This window comes from Bacillus sp. RC51, from assembly GCF_044908115.1.
In the GTDB taxonomy this organism is placed as follows: Bacteria; Bacillota; Bacilli; order Bacillales; family Bacillaceae_G; genus Bacillus_A; species Bacillus_A mycoides.
This window is the reverse complement of sequence record NZ_JBIYCW010000004.1, coordinates 262009-286967: the sequence shown is the minus strand read 5'-3', so window position 1 is coordinate 286967 and position 24959 is coordinate 262009. Positions and strand designations below refer to the sequence as shown.

Genomic DNA, 24959 nt, shown 5'->3' with positions numbered 1-24959 from the left:
AAATAATAAATTTGAAGAATTTATGAAATGTACTGCATTTAAGATGAAAGGTAAAATGATATAGTTTAAACTACAATTAGCTACAATAACAACATACGTATATTGTTAAACGTAAAAAGGAGAACTAATGAAAAAGAAATATATGAATCAAATTCCGACTGATGTAAGTTTTAATCCGAAAGATATTATTGGTTTAATGACTGATTACTTTAAAATGAAAACAAAGCTGCGTCCTGTAAAGAATTTACCTATTGTTTTATCGAATAAAAATAATGAGTCTTTAGAGAGTGTGACATGGTTTGGGCACTCTGCTTCTCTTTTGAAAATAGAAGGTAAAAAATTGTTATTAGACCCTATGTTTGGAGATGCCTCTTCCCCATTTCCTGTGTTTAATAGTAAGCGGTATAGTGGTGCTTTTTCTTTAGAACATGATGAACTTCAAGAAATTGATGCGATTATCATTTCTCATAATCACTATGACCATTTAAATTACAAGAGTATTATGCAGTTAAAAGATCGCGCAAAGCACTTTTATGTACCAACGGGAGTTGCGCAATATCTTATTAAATGGGGTATTTCACCTAGTAAAATTAGTGAACATAATTGGTGGGAGGAAATTACGTTTGATAATATTAAGTTAGTTTGCGCTCCTGCAAGGCATTTCTCTGGACGAAGTATGACAGATAAAGATCGTTCTTTATGGTGTTCATGGCTTATTCTTGGTCAAGAAACTAAAGTTTTCTTTAGCGGTGATAGCGGTTATGCGCCTCACTTTAAGGAAATTGGTGAGAAATATGGTCCATTCGATCTTACTTTAATGGAATGCGGGCAGTACGATACGAGATGGTCTGCTATTCATATGTTGCCAGAAGAAACAGTACAAGCTCATATTGACGTTAAAGGAGAATTGCTTGTTCCTATTCATTGGGGTGCTTTTACGCTAGCATTACATGAATGGAGTGATCCTATTGAACGTGTTACGAAAGAAGCAAATCGTTTAGGGGTTAATATTGCAACGCCACAAATTGGTGAAGCTATTACGTTAAAATCTAGAGAATATCCTACGTCAGCTTGGTGGCGAGAAGTATAATTATAATAAAAAGCGAACCGATTTAATATTGATGGTTCGCTTTTTATTCATTTATGACTCATCTATTAAAATTTTTTGTTTTATCTACTGGAATTGCATTTTTCATCTTTTCTGTTGTCCAATATCCTGTAGGGTCTTCTATATCGTTTGAATCTTGAATAGCAGATGGGATATTGGGGGATTTTTTCACTTGAGTAAGAGTATCTTTTTTGCTAGAGGTTGCCAATGCTAAGTAAATAATTAAGGGTATTATAATAGTAACACTAGTTATATATATCCAAAATAAGTGATTTCCTTTTTTCATGAGCTCCTCCTTCTATTACATACTAATCTCCCCTAATTACTACTTTACTATATTTGCTTTCCCGCTATTTAAAATACTCTCCCTCACGTTAAATTTTATCTTTAGTTTCACTTCGACTACATTAGCTATTTTCTGTTACTGCTTACACTCATTTATGTATTGAATCTATTGGGCTGTTCTGCTGAGCTAATTCTTTATTCTTATATTCTACTAATTTATGATTTGATAAAACGAAAGAGTGCTCTAATATTAATTCATTATAAAGTACTTCAGTTAAAAATTTAGGTATCACCTCTCCTACGCCGTAATTATAGTCACTTAGAATCCAAGATACCTCTTTCCAATCTAGAATTCCTTCTGAGACTTTTTTTGGAGTGTGATATGTAAATTCATTAAGTAGCTCTACTAAATAGACATACATGCCACCAGAATATGAGGAATCCTCCCATTTAATAATGCCTTTAAATTGAATTTGATTTTGTTCAACATCTATATTTGTTTCTTCTTTTATTTCACGAATTGCATTTTCTAACGGTGTTTCTCCTTTTTCTATCTTCCCTCCTACACCGTTCCATAATCCTTTTACAGGATCATATTCTCTATTTAGCATAAGTATTTCTTCATTTCTTTTTATAAAACATAAAGTGTGCTTGTACATAATTTAATTCCTTCCTTTGTTCTTAATAAGTTCTAACAGGCGATATTAAATATACTGCTGCAGATTGTTCACCTGCTTCAATTAATATCGGTCTCATGGAACCGCCAAAACTTAAAGTAACTCTATCTTCTTTTATTGCTTTTAAAGTATCGACCATATATCGTCCATCGAAAGATATATTTAATTGCTTTTCGCCGTGAATAGCATCTATTTGTTGTGTCTCAGATATTTTACCAATCTGAGAAGCGTTAGAAGAGATTTGTATCGTGCATTCGTCGATGATTTCTAAGTTAACGTTGTTGTTTGCCCATTCACTAGCCAATAAACTTGACCGATCTACACCTTGTAAAATCTTTTTTCTATCTATATTAATAACCGTTTGGGATTCATTTGGAATTAGGACGGATATATTAGGATATTTTCCTTCAATAAGCCTTGAATACAACGTAATTGTACTGAATTTAAAAATAATGTGACTCTCTGAAAGATATATGTATACTAAATTTGAATTACTGTTCATTAATTTTAGTAGTTCACTAATAGTCGAATTTGGTACAATGCAATTTAATTTCGCATGTGAAGAAATGGGTATTTCACGTAAAGCCAGTCTGTGCGAATCAGTAGCAGCACAAATTAATTTGTTATGATCAATAACGAAATGTACGCCAGTAAGAACTGGTCTAGATTCATTTTTAGCAGTTGCAAAGACAGTTTGTTTGAATACCTCAATCAGCTGTTCCGTTTCTACTTGTATTTCTGTATGTGCGTCTAAAAATGGTACATTAGGAAATTCATTTGCCGAGAGTCCATTTAAGTTTAAAGTAATTTCATCTGATTGAATTGTAATCAACTGCTCATTCATACTTTTTATTAAAATCTCACTTGGCATTTTCTTAATAATTTCAATGAAATACTTTGCTGGTACAACAATACTCCCTGCTTTTAAAATAGTTGTAATTTGTTCGTCTTCAATTGAAATAGGTATAAATTTTTCAATGAAAATATTCGAATTACTTGCGATTAAAGTAATTCCAGATTGATCTGCTGTTATCTTTATTCCGGATAATATAGGAATTAAAGTTTTTGTTGAGATAGCTTTACTTACTTCTGAAAGAGCTTGTGTAAATTGTTTGTGATTAACGATAAACTCCATTTTTCCCCCGCCTTAAATGAAATACTATCTTTATGAAGATTGATGAATAATAGTTCCATTAAAAATATAAGGAACTGTTTCTTTCTTTTGTAAAAGGCTTTTTAAGTGTTCTGGTATACGTAAATAAGGTTCTGCTGAATCTAATTCCATCCAGGTAATCTCCTCAATCTCTTTTGGCCGTGATATACAGATTTCCCCTCCGATTATTTCTCCTAAAAAATTAAAGAAGATTGCATGATGTCCTCTCTCCTCAAAAAAGGCTTCACTAATGGAACAAACCCCTTTTACGGATATATCTAGCCCTGTTTCTTCTTTCACTTCACGAATTGCTGCCTCTTCTAACGTTTCCCCGAATTTAACTGCTCCACCTGGTAAAGTGTAATAAGAACCATTTTCCCCTTTGTTTTTAACCATTAATAGCTTTTCATGAGTTTCATCATATAGAAGTGCGTATGTAACATTTACTTTTTTCATATGTAACCCCCTTGAATGGTGAGAATTTTCTGTCTTTATTTTATTCTATCATTAAATTGCTTGGATTCATAAAAAGTAATTTGAGTAAATAACTAATACGAAACGAATTAGATTTTTTGAATGGCATCCATTGTTTATACATTATGCTGTAATGAAAAAGAGCCCTAGCATAAGGACTCTTTCTTAGCATTAAGCTATTTTTCGATTTAACTGTTTTATTTCCTTCTTCTTTTCTGCATTTGGAGGGCGAATTAATATAGAGATAACGAATGATATAATACTTAAAACACCGATTGTAATGAAGGTTGGTTGAAACCCTCCAAGTAGTGCTCCAATGAATGATCCTGCAAGTGCACCAAATCCGAAACCTTGGTAAACAATCCCGTAGTTTGTACTATGGTTTTTTAATCCGAAGAAATCCCCGACAATGGCTGGGAATATAGTGATATTACCACCAAAGCAAAAGGCGACACTTGCTACACAAGCAAAATAAATCCCGTAATTTAGTGGAATAAAACTTAAAGTGAAGACGGATAATCCAATAATAATAAATGTAGCCGAGACGATTTTTAATCGACCTATTTTATCTGATAACGTTCCAAGAATAATTCTACCTATTGTATTAAAGATTGCAATCATTGCGACGGCATTAGCGGCCGTCGCTGTACTAAGACCAACGAGCTGCACCCCAATGTCTTTTACCATACCGATTAAATATAAACCACCCATACAGGAAGTGAATAGCATAAAAAACAAGAAATATACTTGTTTAGTGCGCATCATTTCACGCGGAGTATAGTCATTGTGTAATGTTTCAGCCGTAGTGTTACTTACAATTGCTTCACGTAAGAAGAACGATCCGATTAATACTAAAAGTAAGACGATAATACCCCAATATAAAAATGCTTGTGATACACCAAGACTATCGATAAGATTTCCGTTTACATATCTAAAAATTAAGCTTCCCATTCCATATGCTGAAACAGATATACCAGAAATAAGCCCTTTACGGTTTGGAAACCATTTAATTAAATTAGATAGTGATGTAATATATGCTGTTCCATCAGCGTATCCAACGACAACACCGGCTAATAAATAAAGTAATGGTAATGAGGAAACTTGTGAACTAAGTATTAAACCGAGTCCTAAAACAATTCCTGCAGTAGCGATAAGTTTACGAAGTCCAAATTTTTGTTGTAGCTTTCCTGCAAATAGAGTTGAGAATGATAAAGAAAAACTCGTAATTGAGAACGTGATCGCGACTGAATTGAGATTCCATCCAAACTTACTTACAAGGGGTTGATTAAATAAACTCCATGTGTAAATTGTTCCTAGGCCAATTTGAACAATGATTGTACCTAGAACAATTAGCAATGGATTTATAGATGTTTGTTTCATGCTAACTGTCCCCTTCTTTTATCATGACATGAATTTTCACAGTTAGTATATCCATGATAAATTGCAAGATACTGTACGGAAAATGGAAATTGAGTTAGCTTACACAAAAAGACACTTCATCAAGAAGTGCCTTTTTGTAGGTTATATACAGCATTTAAAGAAAGCTTTGTTAAGATAAGACATTTTCGAATGCTTATGTATATATGTTATCAAATAATTTGCTGAAAGTGATGAGACTTAAGACGTATTTTTCTTTCATAAATAAGTCGGAGAGAAAATTAATATTCAATTTCCTCAAAGTCTTTCGGCTGCGGTACAGTTTGCATATTAGCTGCATCTTTCGGATCGCTATAAATCGCGTTTTGTTCTGTGTTTACATCCTTTATATTTTGCTTTTTATTTTTATTCACTTCATTTTTCATTAAAGTTCACTCCTTTTTATTATAGGAGTAGTTATACCCTAACCATATTATTTTTACTGCTACTAAATGTATCAGCGACTAAATTGCTAAATTCACGTAAATAATATAAATAATTATCCCCACCATAGTTGTATCTTTTATTGTACATTTTAGCAACGACGACATTATATTCTGGAATGACTAATATCGTTGGTCCTGTAATTCCTAATATTTGATAGGAACCTTTAGGAACTCGCTCACCAAGTTCGCTAAATAAAGCAGGTTCATTTTGAACGAACCAAAACAACCCGTTTTGAGGTAGTTCTTTATTTGTATACTCTGGACTTTGTAAGCTCGTAGCAAGTGCTATAACTTCTTTTGGCACAATTTGTTTACCATTTAAAAACCCTTTATTTAAATGCAGGTTCCCCCAGTAGGCAAATTCTCTCGCGGAGACAAAAAGATTTTTCTCGGAGCCGTCATCTACTGCACCAACACTACTTATTGCATCTTCATTTGGATTTACAATAACCTTAACTAAATTTTCATCATGTTCTATTCTCCATCCAGTTTCATTGAAGTTGGCAGGTAGGAATACACGCTCCTTTAGTAATTCAGGAAAACTCTTATTATACAGCTGATAAATAAGCTGCGTCACCATTCTTACATTAATATCTCTGTACGCCCAAGCTTGTCCCGGTTCAAATTCACGAAAAACTGTCCCCTCATCGGTTTCATTTAAACCGTGTGAATGAGTTACTAAATGTCTTATCGTTGTCTTACCGAGTAATGAAGGATCATGTTTTTCAAAATAATTTACTGCCTCGTCATCAAGTGATTTTATTTCCCCCTCATAAACTGCATAAGCTACCATTAATCCTAAATAGCTTTTTCTTGCGGAAGCGACATTGAACTGTGAAGATATGGTTACTTTTTTACTAGTAGGAGTATTTGAATGCGTTCCACTATAATGCTCTAGTACAATCTTATTATCTTTCATAATACAAAGTGCTGCCGCAGAACTTTGATTGGTCTCTTTAATGCTTTCTACCCATGAAATTAATTTTTCATATTTGTACAAATAAATATCCCCCTAAAACATATAAAAATAACAGCATGAAAGAAAAGTTTCAATACATTATAACTTTGCATCTGCACTTTTCTTTCATGTGAAATATTATAGATCTATAATACTTAAATAAACCACCAGTTCCAGCAATTAGAACAGCTGAAACAACCAACACAACCTACGCAACCGCCACAACGTCCGCCGCCACAACCACCACAGCGACCACCACAACCGCCACCGCCACAACGTCCGCCGCCACCGCATCCGCCACAACGACGTGCATCGTCTTGAATGTAGTAATATGGATATTGATTTTGTTGCTGATCCCAATACACAACATTACCAGGTTGATAAGCATTAAGGTTTAACGCTTGTAGTTCTTGTTGAAACTCATTCATTATGAAACCCTCCATTTACAAATGTAAATTCCGTCCAAATTTTCGAGTTTATTTACTTTTAAAAATAAAGTAGAAATAAGGCTATAGACTAAATGCGTACATCAACAAAATATGACTTTACACTAGGTGATGTACCTTGTTTATGAGCCTATTTTCTTTATATTCTTTTAGTGGACGGAATTAATATAAATAGAGACAATTAAAAGTTACTAATCCAGCAAGTTAATAGTTCATCACTTAATTTTCTTTCTAGTAATTCTTTTACTGAAGGTGTCGGCATTATTGTATAGGAATTTATATTTTCTTTATTAAAATCAATCCAGTGAAATGCTAAATGGGACTCTTTAGATATTGGAGTGAAATCGGATTTTAACTCATTTGAATCTATTTCAAAAATGTGGTTAATTTCATGGTGGAGGGTTTCTTTGGCTTGCCATTGATTCTCTATGACGCCTAAAAATTGTTTTATACTGCAAGTTACTCCAAGTTCTTCTCGTAACTCTCTTATTAGTGCATTCTCTGCTGATTCCCCAATTTCCACATGACCACCGGGTAAAAAATAGTGATGGCCTATGTATTCAGCAACTAGTAGTTTTTCATCTTGTATCATGATAGCTCGTACAATATGATGGAATTTACTTTTCATTTTGTATTCCTCCTAATCATTCACTTTATACTTGCTCGAAAATTTTCATTTAAAAGCGGGATAATATAAATCATAGGTGTTTCATATGGGTGAATTTCATTGATAATTGCAAGAGTACCTTTTACAAGTTCTCGTTTATACGTTAATTAAAACTAATAATTTTGATAAACGATTCTAAAAAAGAGTATGTTTATGAAGAAAATTATCAAAACATACTCTTAATATTTTTAGTTGATTCATTCTTTTACAATAAGGTTTGATTAGCCCTATTCTTTGCGGCCTCAAAATCGAAGCCGTAGCTAAAGTATGCAATCACTACTATTCCCTAAGCAAATCTATTCTCTACTTCAAATTTACCTGCCTGTACAAATTTTAGACTCTTAACGAACCACGAAAGCCTCTTGCGGCATAGTAAGATTCTGCCCCATTGTGATACACAAAGACGTGTCCAAAGCGATAATCGCAAAAAAGGGCACCGCCAAGTTCTCTAATATCAGAAGGTGTTTGCACCCAACTCGACGTCTTCATATCGAAATTTTCAAGATTATGTAATGTACGATATTCTTCTTCCGTTAATAGTTCAATACCCATGGTAGTTGCCATATCAATAGCGTTATTTTCTGGTTTATGTTTCTTTCTTGATTCTAGCGCTTCAAGATCGTAACAAACACTTCTACGACCTTTAGGACTTTCTGCTGAACAATCATAAAAAATATATTCGCCTTTTTCTTTATCAAAATCAACAACATCAGGTTCGCCACCAGTTCGTTCCATTTCGTTGAGCGACCACAACTTTTCAGTATTAGCATCCAACCTTTCTTGAACATTAGCCCATTCTAAACCTTTATGACGGTTCATATTATTCTCAAAACGATCTTTCAATGTTTGTAGTAATTCTTCACGTTGCTCTAGTGACAACTTTTTTTTATTGCTTTCTTTCATATTAGTTCCTCCATTGATGTTTTTATTAATGATAGTTTAAGTATATATAAATACTGTTTTATAATAAAATGTTTAAATAATTGCGTGAATTGAGTTTGCGATAATTTATATGAATTAGTACAACCAATTCTCCGCAATATGGCCCTTTAACGGAACAACTTATTGTTTCAAAACAGTTTCTTAATCGATCTTTCAATTCTAGATGTTCTTTTCCTTTTCACTATAAATACACGATATAACTTTATTCAAAACAGTACATCTTTATTTCAACAACAATAAGCGATATACTTCCTCACCGTCATATACATTTCCTAATGGTTTAAAATCATAACATTCATATAGTTTCTTTGCAGAAATATTATCTTTATGGACAGTTAATCTAATTTCCTCACACTCTTTAAAGTTATTTTTTATTAAGTTAATGATTTCCTGTAATGCTGCTTTTCCATATCCTTTTCCTTGCTCTTTTTCATCAATGATAAATCCGTTAATCCAATACATATCTGTTGACTCTCGTACAAAAGCATGCATAATAAAACCAACTATAAGATCACCATCATATATAGCGAATGGAATATATTCGACATTTTCACCATCTGGTTTTATGTATACTTTAGCAAGTGATACTGCCACTGCCGGAACAAAGTGTATTTGGTTTTCTTTAACTTGTAACTTTAATGCGTCTTCCCAATTTTCTCTCGTAACAATTTTTAATTGGACGTTCACTATTTTAAGCTCCTTTAAAAAGAGAATTTATCTTTTATATTCAACGGAGTGAAATGATTCCCTTTTTCGACATCAACTTATAACATGATTTTCATAAAATCCTGAATAAATTTTTCCTCATCTAATTGTAACGCTATACGCGCCCCTTCAGATTTAGAGTGTGGGCGAAAATCAGCAAAAGTTTGTCCCTTCGTTTCGCCACATATGTCTACAGTCACTTTTCGAGATGTATAATTTAAAAATGTAGGATTCACTAAACCGCTTATAGCAAGTACATCATGTAATAATGGCCCTTCAATAGATGGATTGAGTTTTTGGTATGCTGATAAATAATAATCGTACATGGGTTTCATAATCGGCTTAAATGGATTTTTTGTATTAGCTAAAATATAAGTAAATACATTTGGGGTTAAAACTGTTTTATTTGTTACATTTAAAGGGAATAACGTTAAATTTTTCGCTTGCTGAAATACAATTTGACTTGCTATAGGATCTCCGTACACGTTTGCCTCTGCTAATGGAGTAACATTCCCTGCTTCTAAAAAGACACCACCCATAAAATAAACTCCTTTTACATTTAACATCAAGTCGTTCCATAAATTAAAAGCAATCGCTAACGAGGTAGATCTTCCTACATCGACAATTGTTAAACCTTCTCCATACTTTACAAGAATCGCAGCAATACTACCAAAATTGTATATCGGAATAGATAACACACTTTCCGGTACATGTATGGGTCCTAATCCTTCTGGTCCATGAATTTCAGGATAATACGTTGTAATTTCATTTGTAAGTGGCTTTGTTGCCCCGCTAATTACAGGAATATCTTGTCTGTTTGCTAACTGTAAAATATATGCGGCATTATGAGCGGCATGTATATGTTCAACATTTCCATATCCAGTTACGATACCAACAATTTCAATTTCAGGATGCAGTAAGCCATACATAATTGCAAACGAATCATCAATACCTGGGTCTCCAAAAAATAAAACCTTCTCCAAGAAATGCACTCCTTTCATAGGTAAGATAATTATGTATATGTGGAAATAATTTAAATCTATACAGTTCTAAGCAAATATTTGGACTAACTGATTTTAATATAGATTATCCCCACTATATTTATAGAATTGAAAGCCTGTTATTAATCCGAAATTTTGCATTCAAATTGCAAATACTCGCAGGGATGTCTTACCGTACTTTTTCGCTCTCGATTTGCTTATAATTATCTTTTTTAACTGTTAAATGAGCAATCACAACTCCAAGTATAGTAATTATCCCTCCAATTATCGAAACAAAGGTTGGCACCTCATCTAACCATATCCACGCAATAAAACATGCAGTAACTGGTGTTAAATATAGAGAATTCGTTGCTTCAGAAGCCCCAGCATGAGATGTAATATACGCTAATGCAATATATGGAAGGACTGTCGGAAACACACCTAAATATATAACGCTCAAAGTAATTTCTATAGGAGCTGCTACAATTTCTTGATAAATCCCTGGTAAAAAAATAAGCATACATACAGTACCAGACCAAATTGTATATATTGTAAATGGTAAGAAGCCGTACTTTTTTAAATAAGACTTTTGAAAAACGAAAAATAGACTTTCTGAAAATGCCGCTAATAATATTAGTAATACCCCACTATTCAATTGAATGGAATCTCCTTGACTTAATGATAAAAAAGCAATTCCTACTAAACTAATTACACCACCAATCCAACCATTTAATTTCATCTTTTCATTCATAAAAACAGAAGCAAGAATTGCCGTTAATATAGGTGTTACTGAAATAATTAAACTAGCAGGTCCAGCATTTACACTCTGTTCACCGTAGTTTAGTGCAATATGATAAATAGTAAATCCTAGAGCGCCAAATATAAAAATTACTGGAATATCTTTTAAATCAGGTAACCGTAATTTGTATATAAGTGAAAACAGAAGAAGAATCAAAGAAGCAATTAGTAATCGTAGCAAAGTAAGGTGTTCAGGGGTGTAAGCTTCAAGCCCCATCCGAATTCCTGGAAAAGCTGTTCCCCATATAAGAATCGTAAAAGCGTGAGCACATACAATACGAAAATCCCATTTTTTATTATGCATATTTTCTCTCCCTCTCCAATAAACCAGCCATTTTCTAATTACCAATTATTTCTTTTCATCATATTTAATAGTTGATACAATGTCTTCAACCAGTTAATCCTCGAAAAAACCAACCACTTTGCATTTTTAAAATGAATGAGGGAGTTTTTAATATGTCTACTGATAAAAAACTGCCTAAATATCGGCAGATAATAGACTATATGAAAGAAAAAATTGAATACGGAGAATGGCCGATTGGAAGTAAGGTTCCTAGCCAGCGGCAGTTAGCGAAATTATTTCATGTAAATCGTAGTACTGTAATAACCGCACTAGAAGAACTTATGGCAGATGGCTTAATTCAAGGGCAAATCGGGTCAGGAACAATTGTAACGAATAATACATGGTCATTATTAGCCACCAATCCCCCGCCCGATTGGAGTGAATATGTAAAGGCTGGTATTCATAAACCAAACAAGTTAATGGTACGAGAAATAAATAAAGCAGAAGCAAATAAAAAATTGATTCATCTTAGTAAAGGAGAACTTGCACCTCATCTTTTCCCGTTAGAAACTATGCAATTCATTATGCGTAACGTATGTGAGGAACTAGATTATTTCGGATATGAAGAACAAAAAGGATATTTCCCTTTACGTGAAGCAATAAGTAATTATGTAAAATCATTTGGAATAAATACATCACCAAGCTCTATATTAATAGTCTCTGGTGCATTACAGGCATTACAATTAATATCAATCGGTCTTTTACATAGAGAGTCAACTGTTTTACTTGAACGACCTTCTTACTTATATTCTCTTCACGTATTTCAATCGGCTAATATTCACCTTTCAGGAATACAGATGGATCAACATGGAATTATCCCTAATGACTTGTTAAGAAGAATTAATTATAGTCAAAAGAAAAATATTTTATATTCGATTCCTTGTTTTCAAAATCCGACGGGTGTATTAATGTCCAAGGATCGAAGAAAAGAAATACTAAAAATATGCGAAAAAGAACAATTGCCTATCATTGAAGATGATATTTACCGTGAATTATGGATTGATGAAATACCGCCACTACCTTTAAAGTCGATGGATAAACATGGACATGTTTTATATATCGGCAGTCTATCTAAAACACTTAGCCCAGGACTTAGAATTGGCTGGATTATCGGGCCAGAGCCTGTTATTGAGAGATTGTCAGACATAAAAATGCAAACTGACTATGGATCAAGTTCTTTATCACAAAGAGTTGCTGCAGAATGGTTGAGTAAAGGATTTTATGAAGAACACGTTGCGAACGTAAGGATCCACCTGAAAGAGCGGAGACGAATGATGTTACAAGCTTTAGACAAGTATTGTGCAGATATTGCTACATGGGATATTCCAAGTGGTGGATTTTTTATATGGCTAACGGTTGTACCTAACATTCCAATGAAAAAACTGTTTTCAGAAGCACTATCAAAGGGAGTTCTTTTAAACCCAGGACGTATTTATGAAGAAGAATCGGATCAGTGCATACGCTTATCGTATGGATATGCTTCCTCTGAACAAATTACTCAAGGTATTTATATATTAAGTAATTTAATTCGTAAGTTAATGGCATAATAAAAATCCTCTTTTATATAAAGAGGATTTTTATGTGTACCCTATTTACCACAATCTCATTTCCTGTCCTAATAGAATAAGTTCTTCATAAGGATCTCCGTCAATTTTTAATACTTGTGCAAAAGCCGGTTCTGTTTTTATGCCTTGTTCTTTTAATTGGATGATTTTTTTTCTAATATGGGGATGCTGCATTAATAGCATGTGCTCCACTATCATATGTTTATATGCATTTTGGTTACGCACTGGCCGCGGTTGACCAAATAATTCAAATTCAAAACCTTCAAATTGAAAATTCACCTTTATTGTTAAGATATTTTTAAAGTTTTTCTTTTTCATTTCAAATCCTTCGTATGAGCCATACAATGATCTAATTTCCTGTTCAAAAAAATCATAATTATGTACTTCCATTACAATGTCTAAGTCAGAATGAAGGGTATCAATTCTAATAGGGATTGTCCCGCAAAGTACAGGGCTATATAAAGCTAAATCCTCCATTATGTTTAGTTTATTCATAACGTCGTAAACTTTTTGTTGCTTATCATTCCCAGATTGTAAATATGTAATAGATGTAAACATAGAAGTCTCTCCTTCATTTAACGTAATACTAGTCTCACTAAATTTGAGAAAAAATTTAATCATTCCATTTTGTTCTAGGAGTACCTATATTTCAATATATTAAGCCGAACTAACTATATTTTTCAACTTTTCTCCTATACTGCAATACTATAAAAAAAAGGAGGAACTTTCATGAGCATTTTCAACATTCTTTTGACCATACACATATTATTTGGAACCATATGTTTAATTACTGGTATTGTAGCGATGGTTGCTCAAAAAAAGAAAGGAAAACATACGGAATGGGGCGAAATATATCATGCATCGTATGTTGTCATCACCCTTACTGCAATACTATTATCCATTATAAACTGGGATAAAATCGCATATTTATTTTATGTAGCAATTTTCTCTTATTCATTTGCGATTTATGGCTACCTTGCAAGAAAAAAGCGTTGGAAAAATTGGATTCGCCACCATATTAGAGGTATGTTAGGCTCTTATATCGGTGCCGTAACTGCGCTTTTAGTAAACGTCGGCATTCATATTCCAATTATTAATTTACTGCCGCCTATATGGTTTTGGTTTTTACCTACCTTAATTGGCATTCCTCTCGTAGCCAGTGTATCAAAAAAATATAAAAAACAGAGGAAAAATTAGTTACATTTTGATTACTTTCTATTTCATTTTTATTCCATGTTTCCTATGATATAATGGGTTGTATTGTTTTTTACCATCTAAATTAAATATAGGAGGATTTTAATGATACTATCACAAGATAAAAACATTAAACTAGCGATACATGGAATTACTTTATTATCTTTCTTGGCCTTTTTCCTCTTTGGTAATACACTTTTCTTTATACCGCTCATACTTTATTTCGTTTTCAAATCACAAAGTATAAAAGAAATGAATCTAGAATCAGCCCTTTTCCAATTTGGAGTATGGCTCGCTGTATTTCTTTGGAACTTCGTAGTAGTCCGTACACTCATGCTTTCCTTATTACACATTGACTTGAGTACAAATTCCTTATTTGTTATTTTTGGAACAATTCCACTATATATAATATTTTTAGCTGCTGTAATTTTAGGACCACTTAAAGGGATTTTATATGAATTACAAAATAAAGAGTTTCATTATCCTATTGTTTCACGATGGGTGCATAGAACTAAATAAAAAGAATCCAATATTTTTATTGGATTCTTTTTGGTCTCTCTTTTGCATAGTTATTTAAACTTCGGCTCAAGGTATTTAATTATGTTACCGTCAGGAAAACAGCTGTACATCATTTCCTAGCGGGGGCTTCTTTTTACTTATGATTTTTTAAATCCAATATTGACTGCAAACGATCTGGATAATTAGTAAACATCCCATCGACGCCCCAAGAAAGTAATTTTTTCATATCTTTTTCATTATCTACTGTAAATGGGTGAACTTCTAATTCATATTTCTTTATTTTTTTAACATAAGCTGCATCAATATATTTGTAGTTCATGCCAAGACCCATGCAGTATGTTTTATACTTTTCTATTTCTGATTCTGTTAATTGAACTGCTTTTTTATATGATAATAATTGTACTAACGGTATATTGGCATTTAAATTATGAATCTTTCGCAGACTTTCTTCACTAAATGATTGAATAATAGCTTTATCATTTATTTGGTAGCGATTTATAATTTCTAATAGTTTTTCTTCCATTCCAGGATATTCATCTGGTGATTTTGTTTCAATATAATAATTAGCATTATGTCCAAACGTTTCAATAATTTCTTCTAGTGTTGGAACTTTAGCATTTTTAAATTCTTCTTTTGCTAAATCGGGGTATTTTTCATTGAAAAAGCTGCCTGCATCAAGTTGTTTTATTTCTGTTAATGTATGATTTCTTACTAATCCAGTACCGTTCGTTGTACGATCCAATGTTTCATCGTGCATAGCTATTAAACGTCCGTCTTTTGTCATTTGAAGATCTATTTCTATATAGTCTCCCTTTAATTGTTGTCCTAATTTGTAAGCTTCTATTGTATGTTCTGGTGCATATGCAGATGCACCTCTATGTGCAATGTTTTTTATATGATTTAATGTATTAGTAGCTTTAATGTATTTATGTTCATTTATTTGCTGAAAAACAAAGATGCTTATTACCATAAAGAAGCATATGAGTGTAATTAGAGATATTTTTTTCATAACGGTATGTTAACTCCTATATTTAAAGTAATTTTATTTGGATGAATTATCCAAATAAATGCTGGTTTTCAAAAACAGTCATTTGTCCTACAGCTTTAAATCCAGATTTTTCATAAATGTTAATTCCATCAGGTGAAGCTTGTAGTACGCAGTACATATTTTTTAATTGTTTTGCTTCTTGCAGCAGGAAATTAAACATAGTAGAGCCAAAACCTTTTCCTCTCATTTCTTCTTTAGTCGCTATATCATAAATACCGACACTATCTTTCGTACATACTAAAGAGCCAACAGATACTACCTCACTTTTATAAAGACCTAAGTATAGTTTCATGTCATCGCTATTCCATACATCTAAAGAAGAAATTTGATTATAGTATGCTTGAACGTGAGTACCTTCTGCTGATGTACCGAATAAAGCCGCTAACGTTTCGCCAAATTGTTGTATTTGTTCTGGCGATGTTGCTTTTTGTATTGTAAAACCTACTGGAATGTCTATTATTGGATGAATTTTTCTTAAGTCTGCTACCATCGCGATATTCTGTTCTGCTTCTTTTAAACCAAGTTTGATTAATTCGCTTTTTATAGTCTGTTCTTGTTTATCATCCCAAAACCAAACACTCATTGGAAATTTCTTTTGATTATAGCATTCTACCTCCTTATATAATTTCTCAATCCCTTCCGTTACATTACTATTTAGTAGTGTAATAATATTAAATGTATCTGCAGGTAATCCGGAGTCGATAGTAATGTAATCCTTCGTTTCTTTTACATCCATTCCATTTACCTGCCGCGCAATATATGAGGTTTTATATGTGAAATTATCTATTAGTAACTGTTTATAATTCATTAATTTTGCTCCTTTCATAAAAATTCGTATTCGAATCTTTCAGTATTAAATATAACATATAAGAAATGTACCTATTTCTATAAAAATATCTCTATAAATCACTCTTTGCGCCCTAAAAGAATTAAAAATGATATAACGTTGTCGGAATGAAAAAAGTGGTATATAATAAATATTAACATTACTAGTAATTATTTTAGGTATTCCTAGAATAAAGGAGCGATACATATGAAAATTACTATTTATTTCGGAAGTCATGAGGATCAAGATGTCCGTACTATGGACTGTCATTTAGATGTAGAAGATACAGAAGAGATTGTTTCTGTATCTTAATATAAATAGTTGGGATGAACCCTCTTCCCTACAGCGTTTAAGACACCTTTTACAGGTGTCTTTTTTGTTGTTTTTTCATCAAAAACCCTTTACTTTAGAGCGTTTTAATAGTAAAATATAAATATACGAACAAACGTTCTTTTTATTTTAATTGTACATGAAGGGATGATTTTAACAATGACTCAAGCAAAGCGCAGAGGAAGAAAAAAGCAAACACCTATTATTTCAAATACAGGCTTTATCGGCTCTGTCTTTATTGATACATTGGAGTTACAAAAGAAATCCTATTATTTCGCTCGTAAAAAACTTCAAATTGTTCATCACGTACTAGATGGTCTATCTGGAGCAACGAGTGCATTATTTAAAGAACATAATATCGCTGCATACATGTCATGTGTGTATTTACATAAACAACAGAAAATTGGCTTCGTTCTTTCAACAAAACCGTTTGAACAAAGTGATGGTGTTTCTTATTTTATAAATTATTTGATCGAAAAGAATTTTTATGGTGACGAAGACATTGAATATCAAGAAGTATTTAATACAGGTTTTATTGGTGTAGTATTCGCGGATTTATCTAGTATAGATCGCTTTAATTTTGAGTTTGAAATGGGTATGCTAACGAAATTAATGAAAGATATGATTATTCCGGTTAAAGAGCTCTTTTTACGCCACAATGTACCGGCTTACATCTCCACTTCTCATTTAGAGGAGCAAAATAAATTAGGTTTCGTTCTATCTGTAAAGCCATATGATGAACGTGCAGAAGCAGATTTATACTTCGAAACATATTTAAAAGAGCGCGGATTATTTATTGGTGATGAAGAAGATGATATTGATAAAATAGTTATTAGAAAGACAGCCGAATTACGATAGTTTTCCAGTACAACTTACATTAATAAATTGTTCAGTATTTAATTTGAACTTAATACCTTCCTATTGGTAATAGGAAGGTATTAATAATTTATTAGTCCTGACGCTTTTCATACATCTCTATTTTTTTATTTAGTAAATCTTTACCCCAAGCTTGCATTGCTTCTAATACAGGTATAAACTTTTCCCCCTGCTCTGTTAAAGAATATTCTACCTTTGGTGGAACAACTTTATAAACTTCTCTGTGTACTAGCTCGTCCTCTTCAAGCTCTCTTAATTGTCTAGTTAAGATTCCTTTTGAGATGCCAGGTAACATCCTCAATAATTCATTAAACCTAATAATTTCATTTTTGCTTAAATGCCACAAAATCACGATTTTCCATCTTCCTGCAATTGCATTTTGGGTAACTGTTAATGGACAAATTTCTTGCTGTGTTTCTTCAGAAACCGATTCATCTTGATAACTAAAACGTGCCATAATAAAATCTCCTTTTTCGCTAAGTACTATTTTTATGACTATGTTATTAAATTGTGCCTACTTACATAAATCCTTCTTAAGAAATAGTATATGTAATGTATACAAAAATCAAAAATAACGCTGTATGTAACGGAGGAGATTGTATGAAAGTTTTTGTAACAGGTGCAAACGGAAATTTAGGTTCTAAAATTGTTGAGTATTTACTTACCAGATTATCAATTGAAGAAATAATTGTTGGTGTACGTGATGACAAGTCTGAAAAAGCACTAAGCTATAAAGAACAAGGCTTAGAAGTACGTGTAACGGATTTTGAAAATCAAGAAACCTTGTTTTCAGCATTCAAAGATGTTGATCGTTTATTCATCATGTCAACATTTGGTGACTTTGATACAGTTATACGTCAGCATACAAATGCAGTAGAAGCTGCCCAAGCAACAGGTGTAAAACAAATTATTTATCCAAGTGTTACAAGAGCAGAAGGAAATGACTTCTTCCTAGCAGGCATGCATAGAGCACGTGAAGTAGCAATTATTGAATCAGGTATTCCTTATGTGATTCTGCGTAACAACTGGTATGTAGAAAATGAACTTGGTACAATTCAAAGCTGTATGGCTGGTGCCCCTTGGGTGACTTCTGCAGGAGAAGGGAAAATCGGTTGGGTATATCGTCCGGATTTAGCTGAAGCGGCAGCGAATGTTTTGGTAGCTGATGGTCACAAAAATAAGATTTATGAACTTTCTGGTGAAAATTTAAAACAACAGCAATTTGTTGATACATTAAGTGAAGTATTAGGTAAAGAAATTCCTTTATTAGAAGTAGATGACTCTTCTTATGAAGAAATGTTAAAAGGTGCTGGAGTACCTGAAGCCTACCTTCCAATGTTAGTAATGACTCAAAAAGGGATTCGTGAAGGAGGATTAGAATCAACACATACCCATTTAAATTTCTTATTAGAACGTCAGGCTACACCATTAAAGCAAGCATTAACACATTTATTAGTAAATACAAAATAGATAAATCAAATTCTACAGCCGAGATCAAATAATAAATTTTGTATCTTACAAAGTGCCAGTCCACATTAGGAATGGCACTTCTTTATTACTGCCTTTACTTCGACCATCTATCACTTTAGTTAAAGAAGGATTTTTAAACAACATTATTATTTTTTAAAGGACTCTATTGCAAAATAAACATCTTTTTGTTACTTAACAAATTTACTTAGCTACGCAAAACACTATAATCTTTTGAATGAATTTCTAAGTTCAACTTATTTGAATAAGCCTTATTCAAAATAAGAAATACTATCCCTCCTGTAATTGGAAGCGTGTAAGCAGGGATATAATTTAATAATAATCCTGATAATGCCAATGCTATTGGCTGCATCATTTTACCTATACTTAATCCAATACTGAGTACCCTCCCCCTATATTCATCAGGAATCTCTTTTTGCATGAAATAAATTAAAGGAATATCAATTAATGCTATTATTAGCCCTAAAAAGAACATAACAACACAATACGTAATAACGTATACAAAATCATTTACTTCAAAACTTTTGAATAGAACTGGAATTCCTGAAATAATCATAAAAACTGCCAACATTGAACTTAACTTTTTTAAAAGATAGGAGTAAGAAAAACGATCAGTTATCTTTTTTACTAAAATTGCACCAATTATCATCCCTACAGGAAAAGTCCCTTGAATCATACCAAATTGCTTAGAACTTAGATTGAGAACCGTATTTATAATATATGGCAATGGAACAGTTACAGCAAAACCTAGGAAGAAATTAAGTGAAGTTAAAATACTAAGCGTATTCTTTAAGCTTTCCTTTTCAATTAAGTAAGAAAACCCCTCTTTTATATCTTTAATAAAATTAATTTCTCTTTTTGAACATCCATCATTTATGTTGTACTTGAACAAGTTAAAGTGAATAAACAATATGGATATGCCCGAAAGAATAAATGAAATACCATTTATAATTATAAAAGTTTTTATATCTAAGACAGCAAAAACGATGCCCCCTAACATAGGACCGAGAATTAAAGATACAGAATCGATAATTTTACTTATAGAGTTAATACTCATTAACCTCTTTTCAGAGACGATATTTGGTTTTGCGGCTTCTAACCCTATTCCAAAGAATGTTGTAAATACCGACATAAGAAAGGTAGTAGTATAAATGATGAATAAGTTTAAATTATAGTTGCTGCTTACTATATAAACGGCGATTAATAAGCTTCCATTTAATAGATCCATACAAACAACCAACTTCTTTTTATCAACCTTATCTGCGATTACGCCGGCAAATGGATTCATAACAATCATTGGAATCGTTCCTAAAATGAGTGTAATTGCGAAATTTAATGCTGATCCGGTTATTTGTAAAACATATAATCCTAATGCGAAACTATAAATAGAGCTACCAAATATTGATACTGTTTTCCCAATTACATAGAGACAAATATTTCTTAGTTCTTGTTTTCTTTTTTCATTTTGTAAATGTAATCGTAAACTCCCCATAACTTTTCCCTCCCGCTTAACTTTGTATTACGTACAGTGTAAGTTCTCGGGTCAACCCAATATCAATATGCTAGTATTAAAAACTTTTAAAAGAAAAATTAAAAAAGATGGGGTTAACCCCATCTTTTTCCGAAAAATGCATATGTATAAATTTCTTCTCCTTGAACAAAGAAATCCTCGTATTTTCCTCCTCTTTCTATATATTCTGAAGTTCTTTCATCTATGGAATTAAACTGTAGCTTTTGGATTTCTTCCTTGACTTTTGAAGACGTAAAATTATCTCTTAATCTAGTTGTAATTTGGCTATTTATGCTAAAATTTTTAAATACAATAAATGAACTTAATAAATAACAATCAGGTTTGAATAGATAGTTTAATTCGTGCAATAAAAATTTTTCATGCTCAAAACTGTAATTACTTGTACCAGACTGATCAATTACAATATCAACAGAATGGTTCTGAATAGGTATACTTAAAAAATCAGCGCAAATAAAAAGAATGTTTCTTTTGGAATTTTTTTTTTCAATTACATCTTTTAAAAATAGAAGTTTATTCAAATCTCGATCAACAGCAATATATAAGCAATCCTCTGGCAGCTCTTCATAAATATTTCGTAAAAAGAATCCAAGACCCGATCCTATATCAAGTATTACCTTGTCATTTAAATCTAGTTGTTTTAGTTTCTTTTTCGCCCATTCTCCTATTCTATGTATATTCTCCAAATAAGAAGAATCAGTTGCATGGATATAATCTGAAATAGGATCTTCAAAAGAAGCCCTGTCAGACGTTTCAAACGATTTATCTGCTGTTAAAATCCCTGAATTAATAACATATTCTTCGCCGCAATTACAAGTTAATTTCCCCTCCGTAATTTGATTACTATTAATAATTCCATCTTGAAGAATTAAATTTCCACTACACTTAAAACATGTAAGAAAATTAAGCACCCTTAAATCTACCCCTAAAATTGAATTAGAAATCTCAGTTGTTATAGATAAATCATTTAACGCTACCTTTAATTTATCTCTTCTTTCCTCTAAAATTTGTATTTCTTGTTCAATCTTTTCATATTTCAATTTAAATAAAGATTGGTAAAAAGTATCTTTTTCATAATTTATAGATTTTGCTAAACTTTTATAAAGAAAAAGTTTTTTAATTTCATTCAAACTAAATCCTAGCCATTTGTACTCTAATATAAGCTCTACATCTTTTTGACAATACTCATCAAAAAAATAATGGCCACCCTTTTTTTCAGGAATAATTAGTCCGAGATCCATATAATGTCTAATTGTATCTATACTTATATTGTTTTTTTCTCCAAACTTTCCGATTTTCATAATATCACTACCATTTTAGTATTTGTTTATAAATACTTCTTTTCTAATAGTAGGAAATCCTTTTATCCATCTATATATAATTATCTAGTATAGGGTAATTGTAGAAAAAAATAAAAAAACCCGCGAATCATTCACGGGTTTTCCTCTTAATAACTAATTGCTATTGTACCTTCACCTGCATGTACAGCAAATGAAATCGGCAATGGATACAGTTTGAAATCCATTTCAGGAAATGATTGTTTAATATCTGAAATCCATTCTTCAGCTCCATCTTTATCGTTAGCATAGAACATATGAAGTACTTTTGGTAATTCTTTTTCAAGTTCATTTTTAATGTATTCTCTACATTTTTGGATTTTACGCACTTTCTTTTCAAGTAAAAGTTCGCCGCCTTTTACTTCTAAGATTAAGTTGACACTTAATAAACTTCCAAGTAAAAATTGAACTCCCTTTACTCGACCACTTGCATATAAACCTTTTAAGCTTTTTGGAAATACATAAAAAGGCCTTCTTTTTTCATCTACTAATGTTTTATGTATATCTTGTAAAGTCATACCATCATTGTATAACGTTTTAGCTTTTCTCAAAAGTTCATCCATTGGATAACTTGTCGTTTCACTATCTAATACAGTTAAAGGGAAACCTGCCATATCAGCAGCTAACTTCATATTTTGATAGGTCCCACTTACTTTTCCGCTAATAGCAACTGCAAAGCCTTCTTCATATTCTTCTTTGCATTTAGTAAATAATTCTACCATTTCCCCTATATTAGGTTGCGAAGTAGTAACTGTTCTTCCATCATTTAACGCTTCATAAAGACGTTTATGAACTCCTTCTTCACAATCCTTATAAGACACTCCATCAATAATAACTTCAATTGGGATAACAAAGTTATCACCATCTGTTGTAAAACTCGCAGTTGTACTATCAGTAAACCAAGCAACACGCTTCATGTTGTTCCTCCCTTATTCTGTTCCTCTTTTCTGACTTTTCTATATATTTATCTTACGAAAAGAGAATATCCCCTGTAATAGTAACAGGACTTTATTATTTTGGCTATAGTAGATGTATAATAAATGTGAATGTTTTTTGTCTATTTATCAAAAAAAAGAAAACCACAAAATTTTCCGGCTTTCTTTTAACATTAAATTACTTAAATGTTTCGTTATCTAAAATGACAACATAATCATTCGTCATTCGCCCCGCTTCTTTCGTATAACTGACAAGTCGCTGGATGTTATCACAGCAAATCTTTGCTCCCCATACGAGTAACGGTACACCAATAAAATCAATATGAAATCTTCTAGAAAACAAACCGCCTAAAGTCATTGGCAATGGAACTGTTGGTGATGTATTAGAAAAAATAATCTTATCATGGTTTTGATAATGTTTTTGCAGAATCTCTCCTAAATGCTTCATTGCAGGTACAACGACCTTTGATGCCCCGCAGCCAATTGTATATACGGGATTCCCATATTCATCTTGTCCATGAAAAATAATTTTCCCCATATCTTCTGTTTTCAATTTATTAAAGTACTCCACATTTAAAATTTCTTCTTTCGTTAACTTCCGATCAGTTGGTAATTTATTCAAATGATAAGCTGCAGCTAGCGAGGTTGTATGCGTTCCACCGAAATCTGTGTAGATAAAAATCATAATATCATCCCTTATTGTAAAAAGTTCAATGTTAATTAGTATCACCATTCAAAAGATTGTTAAACAAGGGATGAATTTTTTTATACTCTTTGTGTTAATTCATTATATTTTTTCCAAATATAATATCGTCTACTAATTACTGTACCTAATGTGATACAGAGGAAGGCATTCGTTACAACCATTAATGTGGAGTGCGTACTGCCAGAAAACATACTTTGCTTAATCACGATTTTCGCACCTAAAATAACAAGGAGAATAATTGTACTTAACCAATTTCCTTTTCGTAATACATGACCCGTTTCACTATCTAACCGAAATGTTAAAGCTTTCCCCCTAATAATCCCAAGTGCCAATCCAATTCCAAACATTGCAACGAAGAGAAGTCCTTGCAATAAAGTTACTTGCTCCATGTGAACAATGGACTGAATTGTTACATAGCACAATAAAGCTGGAACAAGCCAAATACGATTAATTTTCACTTTACGTTCTTTCCCTTGCATTAAAACGATAATAAGAATAACAACGATAATATCCAATTAAATCCCCCCTATTTACACGTTTCCCTTTAAAAATTATATTCTTCTTTCTTTATTCGATACTTGAAATACAATATCTACATTAAATTGTAAAATATGGAGTGTTCTTTTACATCAGTCTTAAGCATTATTTATAAAAATAAAAAGACGTACTTTTTACTCGTACGTCTTTTAGTACCTGTATTCAAAACGAGTACATTCATGAACCCGTTTAAATTGTTTTCTTATCTCTTCTTTATTTTCACCTGTGTAATGAGTAAATGTTTGAACCGGATTTAACTGTTCTATATTACTTTTTATTACATCTTTTATTTCATCTGTATGATCAGAATATACGTGTAAATATGAATCTACGTTTACAAAAGCATTTTTTTCATACCATCCATGTACCCACAGATTGTCTCTAGTCCATGCTTCCAATCGATTTAGCTTAAGTTCTTTAGCCATCTTTTCTGCTTCATTTAATAGTTGATTACCAATTCTCCTTCTGCGAAAATCGGGATGAACTGCAATATGCCAAATCATACCGCCAAGACCAGTTCCTCTTGAACAAACAGTACGTTCTTCTAATTCGTATTCAATATCTATTAAACCCACTATTTGATCTTCGTGTACAGCTACTAATTCAATAGCAGGATTTTCATATTTTTCTTTCCCTCTAAGTACATTGTCATAATATGCTCTAATTTTTATA

General features: G+C 32.2%; 28 protein-coding genes and 1 pseudogene. 6 read left to right on the top strand and 23 right to left on the bottom strand.

Annotated features, from left to right (window positions below; all coding sequences use genetic code 11):
* Positions 1 to 127: 127 nt before the first annotated feature.
* Positions 128 to 1090: an MBL fold metallo-hydrolase gene (locus ABH959_RS11930; RefSeq protein ID WP_113936394.1), complete on the top strand. Its 963-nt coding sequence runs from the start codon at positions 128 to 130 to the stop codon at positions 1088 to 1090.
* A 58-nt stretch (positions 1091 to 1148) separates the two neighbouring features.
* On the opposite strand, the gene ABH959_RS11925 is transcribed toward ABH959_RS11930, so the two are convergent.
* From ABH959_RS11925 to ABH959_RS11865, 13 genes are all read right to left on the bottom strand, one after another.
* Positions 1149 to 1394, bottom strand: coding sequence for a hypothetical protein (locus ABH959_RS11925; RefSeq protein WP_113936393.1), 246 nt, complete (start codon positions 1392 to 1394; stop codon positions 1149 to 1151).
* A 148-nt stretch (positions 1395 to 1542) separates the two neighbouring features.
* Complete coding sequence (locus ABH959_RS11920) at positions 1543 to 2052, bottom strand: NUDIX hydrolase (protein ID WP_113936392.1); 510 nt, start codon at positions 2050 to 2052, stop codon at positions 1543 to 1545.
* Between the two features lie 22 nt (positions 2053 to 2074).
* Positions 2075 to 3205: a DNA polymerase III subunit beta gene (gene dnaN / locus ABH959_RS11915; protein ID WP_113936391.1), complete on the bottom strand. Its 1131-nt coding sequence runs from the start codon at positions 3203 to 3205 to the stop codon at positions 2075 to 2077.
* A gap of 30 nt (positions 3206 to 3235) precedes the next feature.
* Positions 3236 to 3679, bottom strand: a complete 444-nt coding sequence (locus tag ABH959_RS11910) for an NUDIX hydrolase (RefSeq protein ID WP_016101906.1) — start codon at positions 3677 to 3679, stop codon at positions 3236 to 3238.
* A 189-nt stretch (positions 3680 to 3868) separates the two neighbouring features.
* Positions 3869 to 5077: an L-lactate MFS transporter gene (locus tag ABH959_RS11905; RefSeq protein ID WP_113936390.1), complete on the bottom strand. Its 1209-nt coding sequence runs from the start codon at positions 5075 to 5077 to the stop codon at positions 3869 to 3871.
* A gap of 278 nt (positions 5078 to 5355) precedes the next feature.
* Positions 5356 to 5499, bottom strand: coding sequence for a hypothetical protein (locus tag ABH959_RS11900; RefSeq protein WP_002013225.1), 144 nt, complete (start codon positions 5497 to 5499; stop codon positions 5356 to 5358).
* 31 nt (positions 5500 to 5530) lie between these two features.
* Positions 5531 to 6559, bottom strand: coding sequence for a serine hydrolase domain-containing protein (locus ABH959_RS11895; RefSeq protein ID WP_002013222.1), 1029 nt, complete (start codon positions 6557 to 6559; stop codon positions 5531 to 5533).
* A 113-nt stretch (positions 6560 to 6672) separates the two neighbouring features.
* Positions 6673 to 6945 (bottom strand): heterocycloanthracin/sonorensin family bacteriocin, encoded by a 273-nt coding sequence (locus tag ABH959_RS11890; protein ID WP_002013220.1) that lies wholly within the window; start codon positions 6943 to 6945, stop codon positions 6673 to 6675.
* Positions 6946 to 7144: 199 nt separating this feature from the next.
* Positions 7145 to 7591, bottom strand: coding sequence for an NUDIX domain-containing protein (locus ABH959_RS11885; RefSeq protein ID WP_002013219.1), 447 nt, complete (start codon positions 7589 to 7591; stop codon positions 7145 to 7147).
* 372 nt (positions 7592 to 7963) lie between these two features.
* Positions 7964 to 8533, bottom strand: a complete 570-nt coding sequence (locus tag ABH959_RS11880) for a DUF4256 domain-containing protein (protein ID WP_113936389.1) — start codon at positions 8531 to 8533, stop codon at positions 7964 to 7966.
* A gap of 261 nt (positions 8534 to 8794) precedes the next feature.
* Positions 8795 to 9259: a GNAT family N-acetyltransferase gene (locus tag ABH959_RS11875; protein ID WP_002032392.1), complete on the bottom strand. Its 465-nt coding sequence runs from the start codon at positions 9257 to 9259 to the stop codon at positions 8795 to 8797.
* Between the two features lie 77 nt (positions 9260 to 9336).
* A complete protein-coding gene (locus ABH959_RS11870; protein ID WP_404492626.1) occupies positions 9337 to 10260 on the bottom strand; it encodes a nucleoside hydrolase in 924 nt (307 codons plus the stop codon).
* 187 nt (positions 10261 to 10447) lie between these two features.
* A complete protein-coding gene (locus tag ABH959_RS11865) occupies positions 10448 to 11359 on the bottom strand; it encodes a DMT family transporter (protein WP_404492625.1) in 912 nt (303 codons plus the stop codon).
* A gap of 152 nt (positions 11360 to 11511) precedes the next feature.
* Between ABH959_RS11865 and pdxR the strand changes: the two genes are divergently transcribed.
* Positions 11512 to 12945: a MocR-like pyridoxine biosynthesis transcription factor PdxR gene (gene pdxR, locus ABH959_RS11860; protein WP_113936385.1), complete on the top strand. Its 1434-nt coding sequence runs from the start codon at positions 11512 to 11514 to the stop codon at positions 12943 to 12945.
* Between the two features lie 45 nt (positions 12946 to 12990).
* Here the strand turns inward: pdxR and ABH959_RS11855 are convergent, their stop codons facing one another.
* Positions 12991 to 13521, bottom strand: a complete 531-nt coding sequence (locus tag ABH959_RS11855; RefSeq protein ID WP_113936384.1) for a DUF4269 domain-containing protein — start codon at positions 13519 to 13521, stop codon at positions 12991 to 12993.
* Between the two features lie 171 nt (positions 13522 to 13692).
* On the opposite strand from ABH959_RS11855, the gene ABH959_RS11850 reads away from it, so the two are divergent.
* The gene (locus ABH959_RS11850; protein ID WP_113936383.1) at positions 13693 to 14160 is read left to right on the top strand and encodes a DUF2306 domain-containing protein; all 468 of its coding nucleotides are present in this window, start codon (positions 13693 to 13695) and stop codon (positions 14158 to 14160) included.
* Between the two features lie 102 nt (positions 14161 to 14262).
* Positions 14263 to 14676: a magnetosome magnetite crystal formation protein family gene (locus ABH959_RS11845; protein ID WP_113936382.1), complete on the top strand. Its 414-nt coding sequence runs from the start codon at positions 14263 to 14265 to the stop codon at positions 14674 to 14676.
* A gap of 133 nt (positions 14677 to 14809) precedes the next feature.
* Here ABH959_RS11845 and ABH959_RS11840 read toward each other — a convergent pair whose 3' ends face one another.
* Positions 14810 to 15685, bottom strand: a complete 876-nt coding sequence (locus ABH959_RS11840) for a glycerophosphodiester phosphodiesterase (RefSeq protein WP_113936381.1) — start codon at positions 15683 to 15685, stop codon at positions 14810 to 14812.
* A gap of 46 nt (positions 15686 to 15731) precedes the next feature.
* The gene (locus ABH959_RS11835; protein WP_113936380.1) at positions 15732 to 16532 is read right to left on the bottom strand and encodes a GNAT family N-acetyltransferase; all 801 of its coding nucleotides are present in this window, start codon (positions 16530 to 16532) and stop codon (positions 15732 to 15734) included.
* Between the two features lie 507 nt (positions 16533 to 17039).
* Here ABH959_RS11835 and ABH959_RS11830 point away from each other — a divergent pair.
* Positions 17040 to 17738: a hypothetical protein gene (locus ABH959_RS11830; RefSeq protein ID WP_002085281.1), complete on the top strand. Its 699-nt coding sequence runs from the start codon at positions 17040 to 17042 to the stop codon at positions 17736 to 17738.
* A 91-nt stretch (positions 17739 to 17829) separates the two neighbouring features.
* Here the strand turns inward: ABH959_RS11830 and ABH959_RS11825 are convergent, their stop codons facing one another.
* A complete protein-coding gene (locus tag ABH959_RS11825; RefSeq protein ID WP_002085280.1) occupies positions 17830 to 18213 on the bottom strand; it encodes a winged helix-turn-helix transcriptional regulator in 384 nt (127 codons plus the stop codon).
* A gap of 143 nt (positions 18214 to 18356) precedes the next feature.
* On the opposite strand from ABH959_RS11825, the gene ABH959_RS11820 reads away from it, so the two are divergent.
* Entirely contained in the window at positions 18357 to 19226 is an 870-nt protein-coding gene (locus ABH959_RS11820; RefSeq protein WP_404492624.1) for an SDR family oxidoreductase, read from the top strand.
* Between the two features lie 205 nt (positions 19227 to 19431).
* Here the strand turns inward: ABH959_RS11820 and ABH959_RS11815 are convergent, their stop codons facing one another.
* From ABH959_RS11815 to ABH959_RS11790, 6 genes and pseudogenes are all read right to left on the bottom strand, one after another.
* Positions 19432 to 20736, bottom strand: coding sequence for an MFS transporter (locus tag ABH959_RS11815; RefSeq protein ID WP_404492623.1), 1305 nt, complete (start codon positions 20734 to 20736; stop codon positions 19432 to 19434).
* Between the two features lie 113 nt (positions 20737 to 20849).
* The gene (locus ABH959_RS11810; RefSeq protein WP_113936378.1) at positions 20850 to 22073 is read right to left on the bottom strand and encodes a methyltransferase domain-containing protein; all 1224 of its coding nucleotides are present in this window, start codon (positions 22071 to 22073) and stop codon (positions 20850 to 20852) included.
* A gap of 146 nt (positions 22074 to 22219) precedes the next feature.
* Positions 22220 to 23026: a DegV family protein gene (locus ABH959_RS11805; protein WP_078176616.1), complete on the bottom strand. Its 807-nt coding sequence runs from the start codon at positions 23024 to 23026 to the stop codon at positions 22220 to 22222.
* A gap of 196 nt (positions 23027 to 23222) precedes the next feature.
* Entirely contained in the window at positions 23223 to 23729 is a 507-nt protein-coding gene (locus ABH959_RS11800) for a DUF3189 family protein (protein WP_002085266.1), read from the bottom strand.
* 80 nt (positions 23730 to 23809) lie between these two features.
* On the bottom strand, positions 23810 to 24265 hold the full coding sequence (locus ABH959_RS11795) for a CcdC protein domain-containing protein (RefSeq protein ID WP_016095464.1): 456 nt from the start codon (positions 24263 to 24265) through the stop codon (positions 23810 to 23812).
* A 171-nt stretch (positions 24266 to 24436) separates the two neighbouring features.
* Positions 24437 to 24946 (bottom strand): annotated as a pseudogene (locus tag ABH959_RS11790) (GNAT family N-acetyltransferase); the annotation flags it as partial.
* Positions 24947 to 24959 lie beyond the last annotated feature (13 nt).

What these genes read in the sequence shown, in the direction of transcription:
- ABH959_RS11925 (WP_113936393.1), bottom strand. Translation starts at nt 1,394, where the DNA reads ATGAAAAAAGGAAATCACTTATTTTGGATATATATAACTAGTGTTACT.
- pdxR (WP_113936385.1), top strand. Translation starts at nt 11,512, where the DNA reads ATGTCTACTGATAAAAAACTGCCTAAATATCGGCAGATAATAGACTAT.
- ABH959_RS11820 (WP_404492624.1), top strand. Translation starts at nt 18,357, where the DNA reads ATGAAAGTTTTTGTAACAGGTGCAAACGGAAATTTAGGTTCTAAAATT.
- ABH959_RS11910 (WP_016101906.1), bottom strand. Translation starts at nt 3,679, where the DNA reads ATGAAAAAAGTAAATGTTACATACGCACTTCTATATGATGAAACTCAT.
- ABH959_RS11890 (WP_002013220.1), bottom strand. Translation starts at nt 6,945, where the DNA reads ATGAATGAGTTTCAACAAGAACTACAAGCGTTAAACCTTAATGCTTAT.
- ABH959_RS11810 (WP_113936378.1), bottom strand. Translation starts at nt 22,073, where the DNA reads ATGAAAATCGGAAAGTTTGGAGAAAAAAACAATATAAGTATAGATACA.
- ABH959_RS11800 (WP_002085266.1), bottom strand. Translation starts at nt 23,729, where the DNA reads ATGATTTTTATCTACACAGATTTCGGTGGAACGCATACAACCTCGCTA.
- ABH959_RS11930 (WP_113936394.1), top strand. Translation starts at nt 128, where the DNA reads ATGAAAAAGAAATATATGAATCAAATTCCGACTGATGTAAGTTTTAAT.
- ABH959_RS11920 (WP_113936392.1), bottom strand. Translation starts at nt 2,052, where the DNA reads ATGTACAAGCACACTTTATGTTTTATAAAAAGAAATGAAGAAATACTT.
- ABH959_RS11845 (WP_113936382.1), top strand. Translation starts at nt 14,263, where the DNA reads ATGATACTATCACAAGATAAAAACATTAAACTAGCGATACATGGAATT.
- ABH959_RS11815 (WP_404492623.1), bottom strand. Translation starts at nt 20,736, where the DNA reads ATGGGGAGTTTACGATTACATTTACAAAATGAAAAAAGAAAACAAGAA.
- ABH959_RS11900 (WP_002013225.1), bottom strand. Translation starts at nt 5,499, where the DNA reads ATGAAAAATGAAGTGAATAAAAATAAAAAGCAAAATATAAAGGATGTA.
- dnaN (WP_113936391.1), bottom strand. Translation starts at nt 3,205, where the DNA reads ATGGAGTTTATCGTTAATCACAAACAATTTACACAAGCTCTTTCAGAA.
- ABH959_RS11885 (WP_002013219.1), bottom strand. Translation starts at nt 7,591, where the DNA reads ATGAAAAGTAAATTCCATCATATTGTACGAGCTATCATGATACAAGAT.
- ABH959_RS11880 (WP_113936389.1), bottom strand. Translation starts at nt 8,533, where the DNA reads ATGAAAGAAAGCAATAAAAAAAAGTTGTCACTAGAGCAACGTGAAGAA.
- ABH959_RS11830 (WP_002085281.1), top strand. Translation starts at nt 17,040, where the DNA reads ATGACTCAAGCAAAGCGCAGAGGAAGAAAAAAGCAAACACCTATTATT.
- ABH959_RS11855 (WP_113936384.1), bottom strand. Translation starts at nt 13,521, where the DNA reads ATGTTTACATCTATTACATATTTACAATCTGGGAATGATAAGCAACAA.
- ABH959_RS11825 (WP_002085280.1), bottom strand. Translation starts at nt 18,213, where the DNA reads ATGGCACGTTTTAGTTATCAAGATGAATCGGTTTCTGAAGAAACACAG.
- ABH959_RS11865 (WP_404492625.1), bottom strand. Translation starts at nt 11,359, where the DNA reads ATGCATAATAAAAAATGGGATTTTCGTATTGTATGTGCTCACGCTTTT.
- ABH959_RS11805 (WP_078176616.1), bottom strand. Translation starts at nt 23,026, where the DNA reads ATGAAGCGTGTTGCTTGGTTTACTGATAGTACAACTGCGAGTTTTACA.
- ABH959_RS11840 (WP_113936381.1), bottom strand. Translation starts at nt 15,685, where the DNA reads ATGAAAAAAATATCTCTAATTACACTCATATGCTTCTTTATGGTAATA.
- ABH959_RS11850 (WP_113936383.1), top strand. Translation starts at nt 13,693, where the DNA reads ATGAGCATTTTCAACATTCTTTTGACCATACACATATTATTTGGAACC.
- ABH959_RS11905 (WP_113936390.1), bottom strand. Translation starts at nt 5,077, where the DNA reads ATGAAACAAACATCTATAAATCCATTGCTAATTGTTCTAGGTACAATC.
- ABH959_RS11835 (WP_113936380.1), bottom strand. Translation starts at nt 16,532, where the DNA reads ATGAATTATAAACAGTTACTAATAGATAATTTCACATATAAAACCTCA.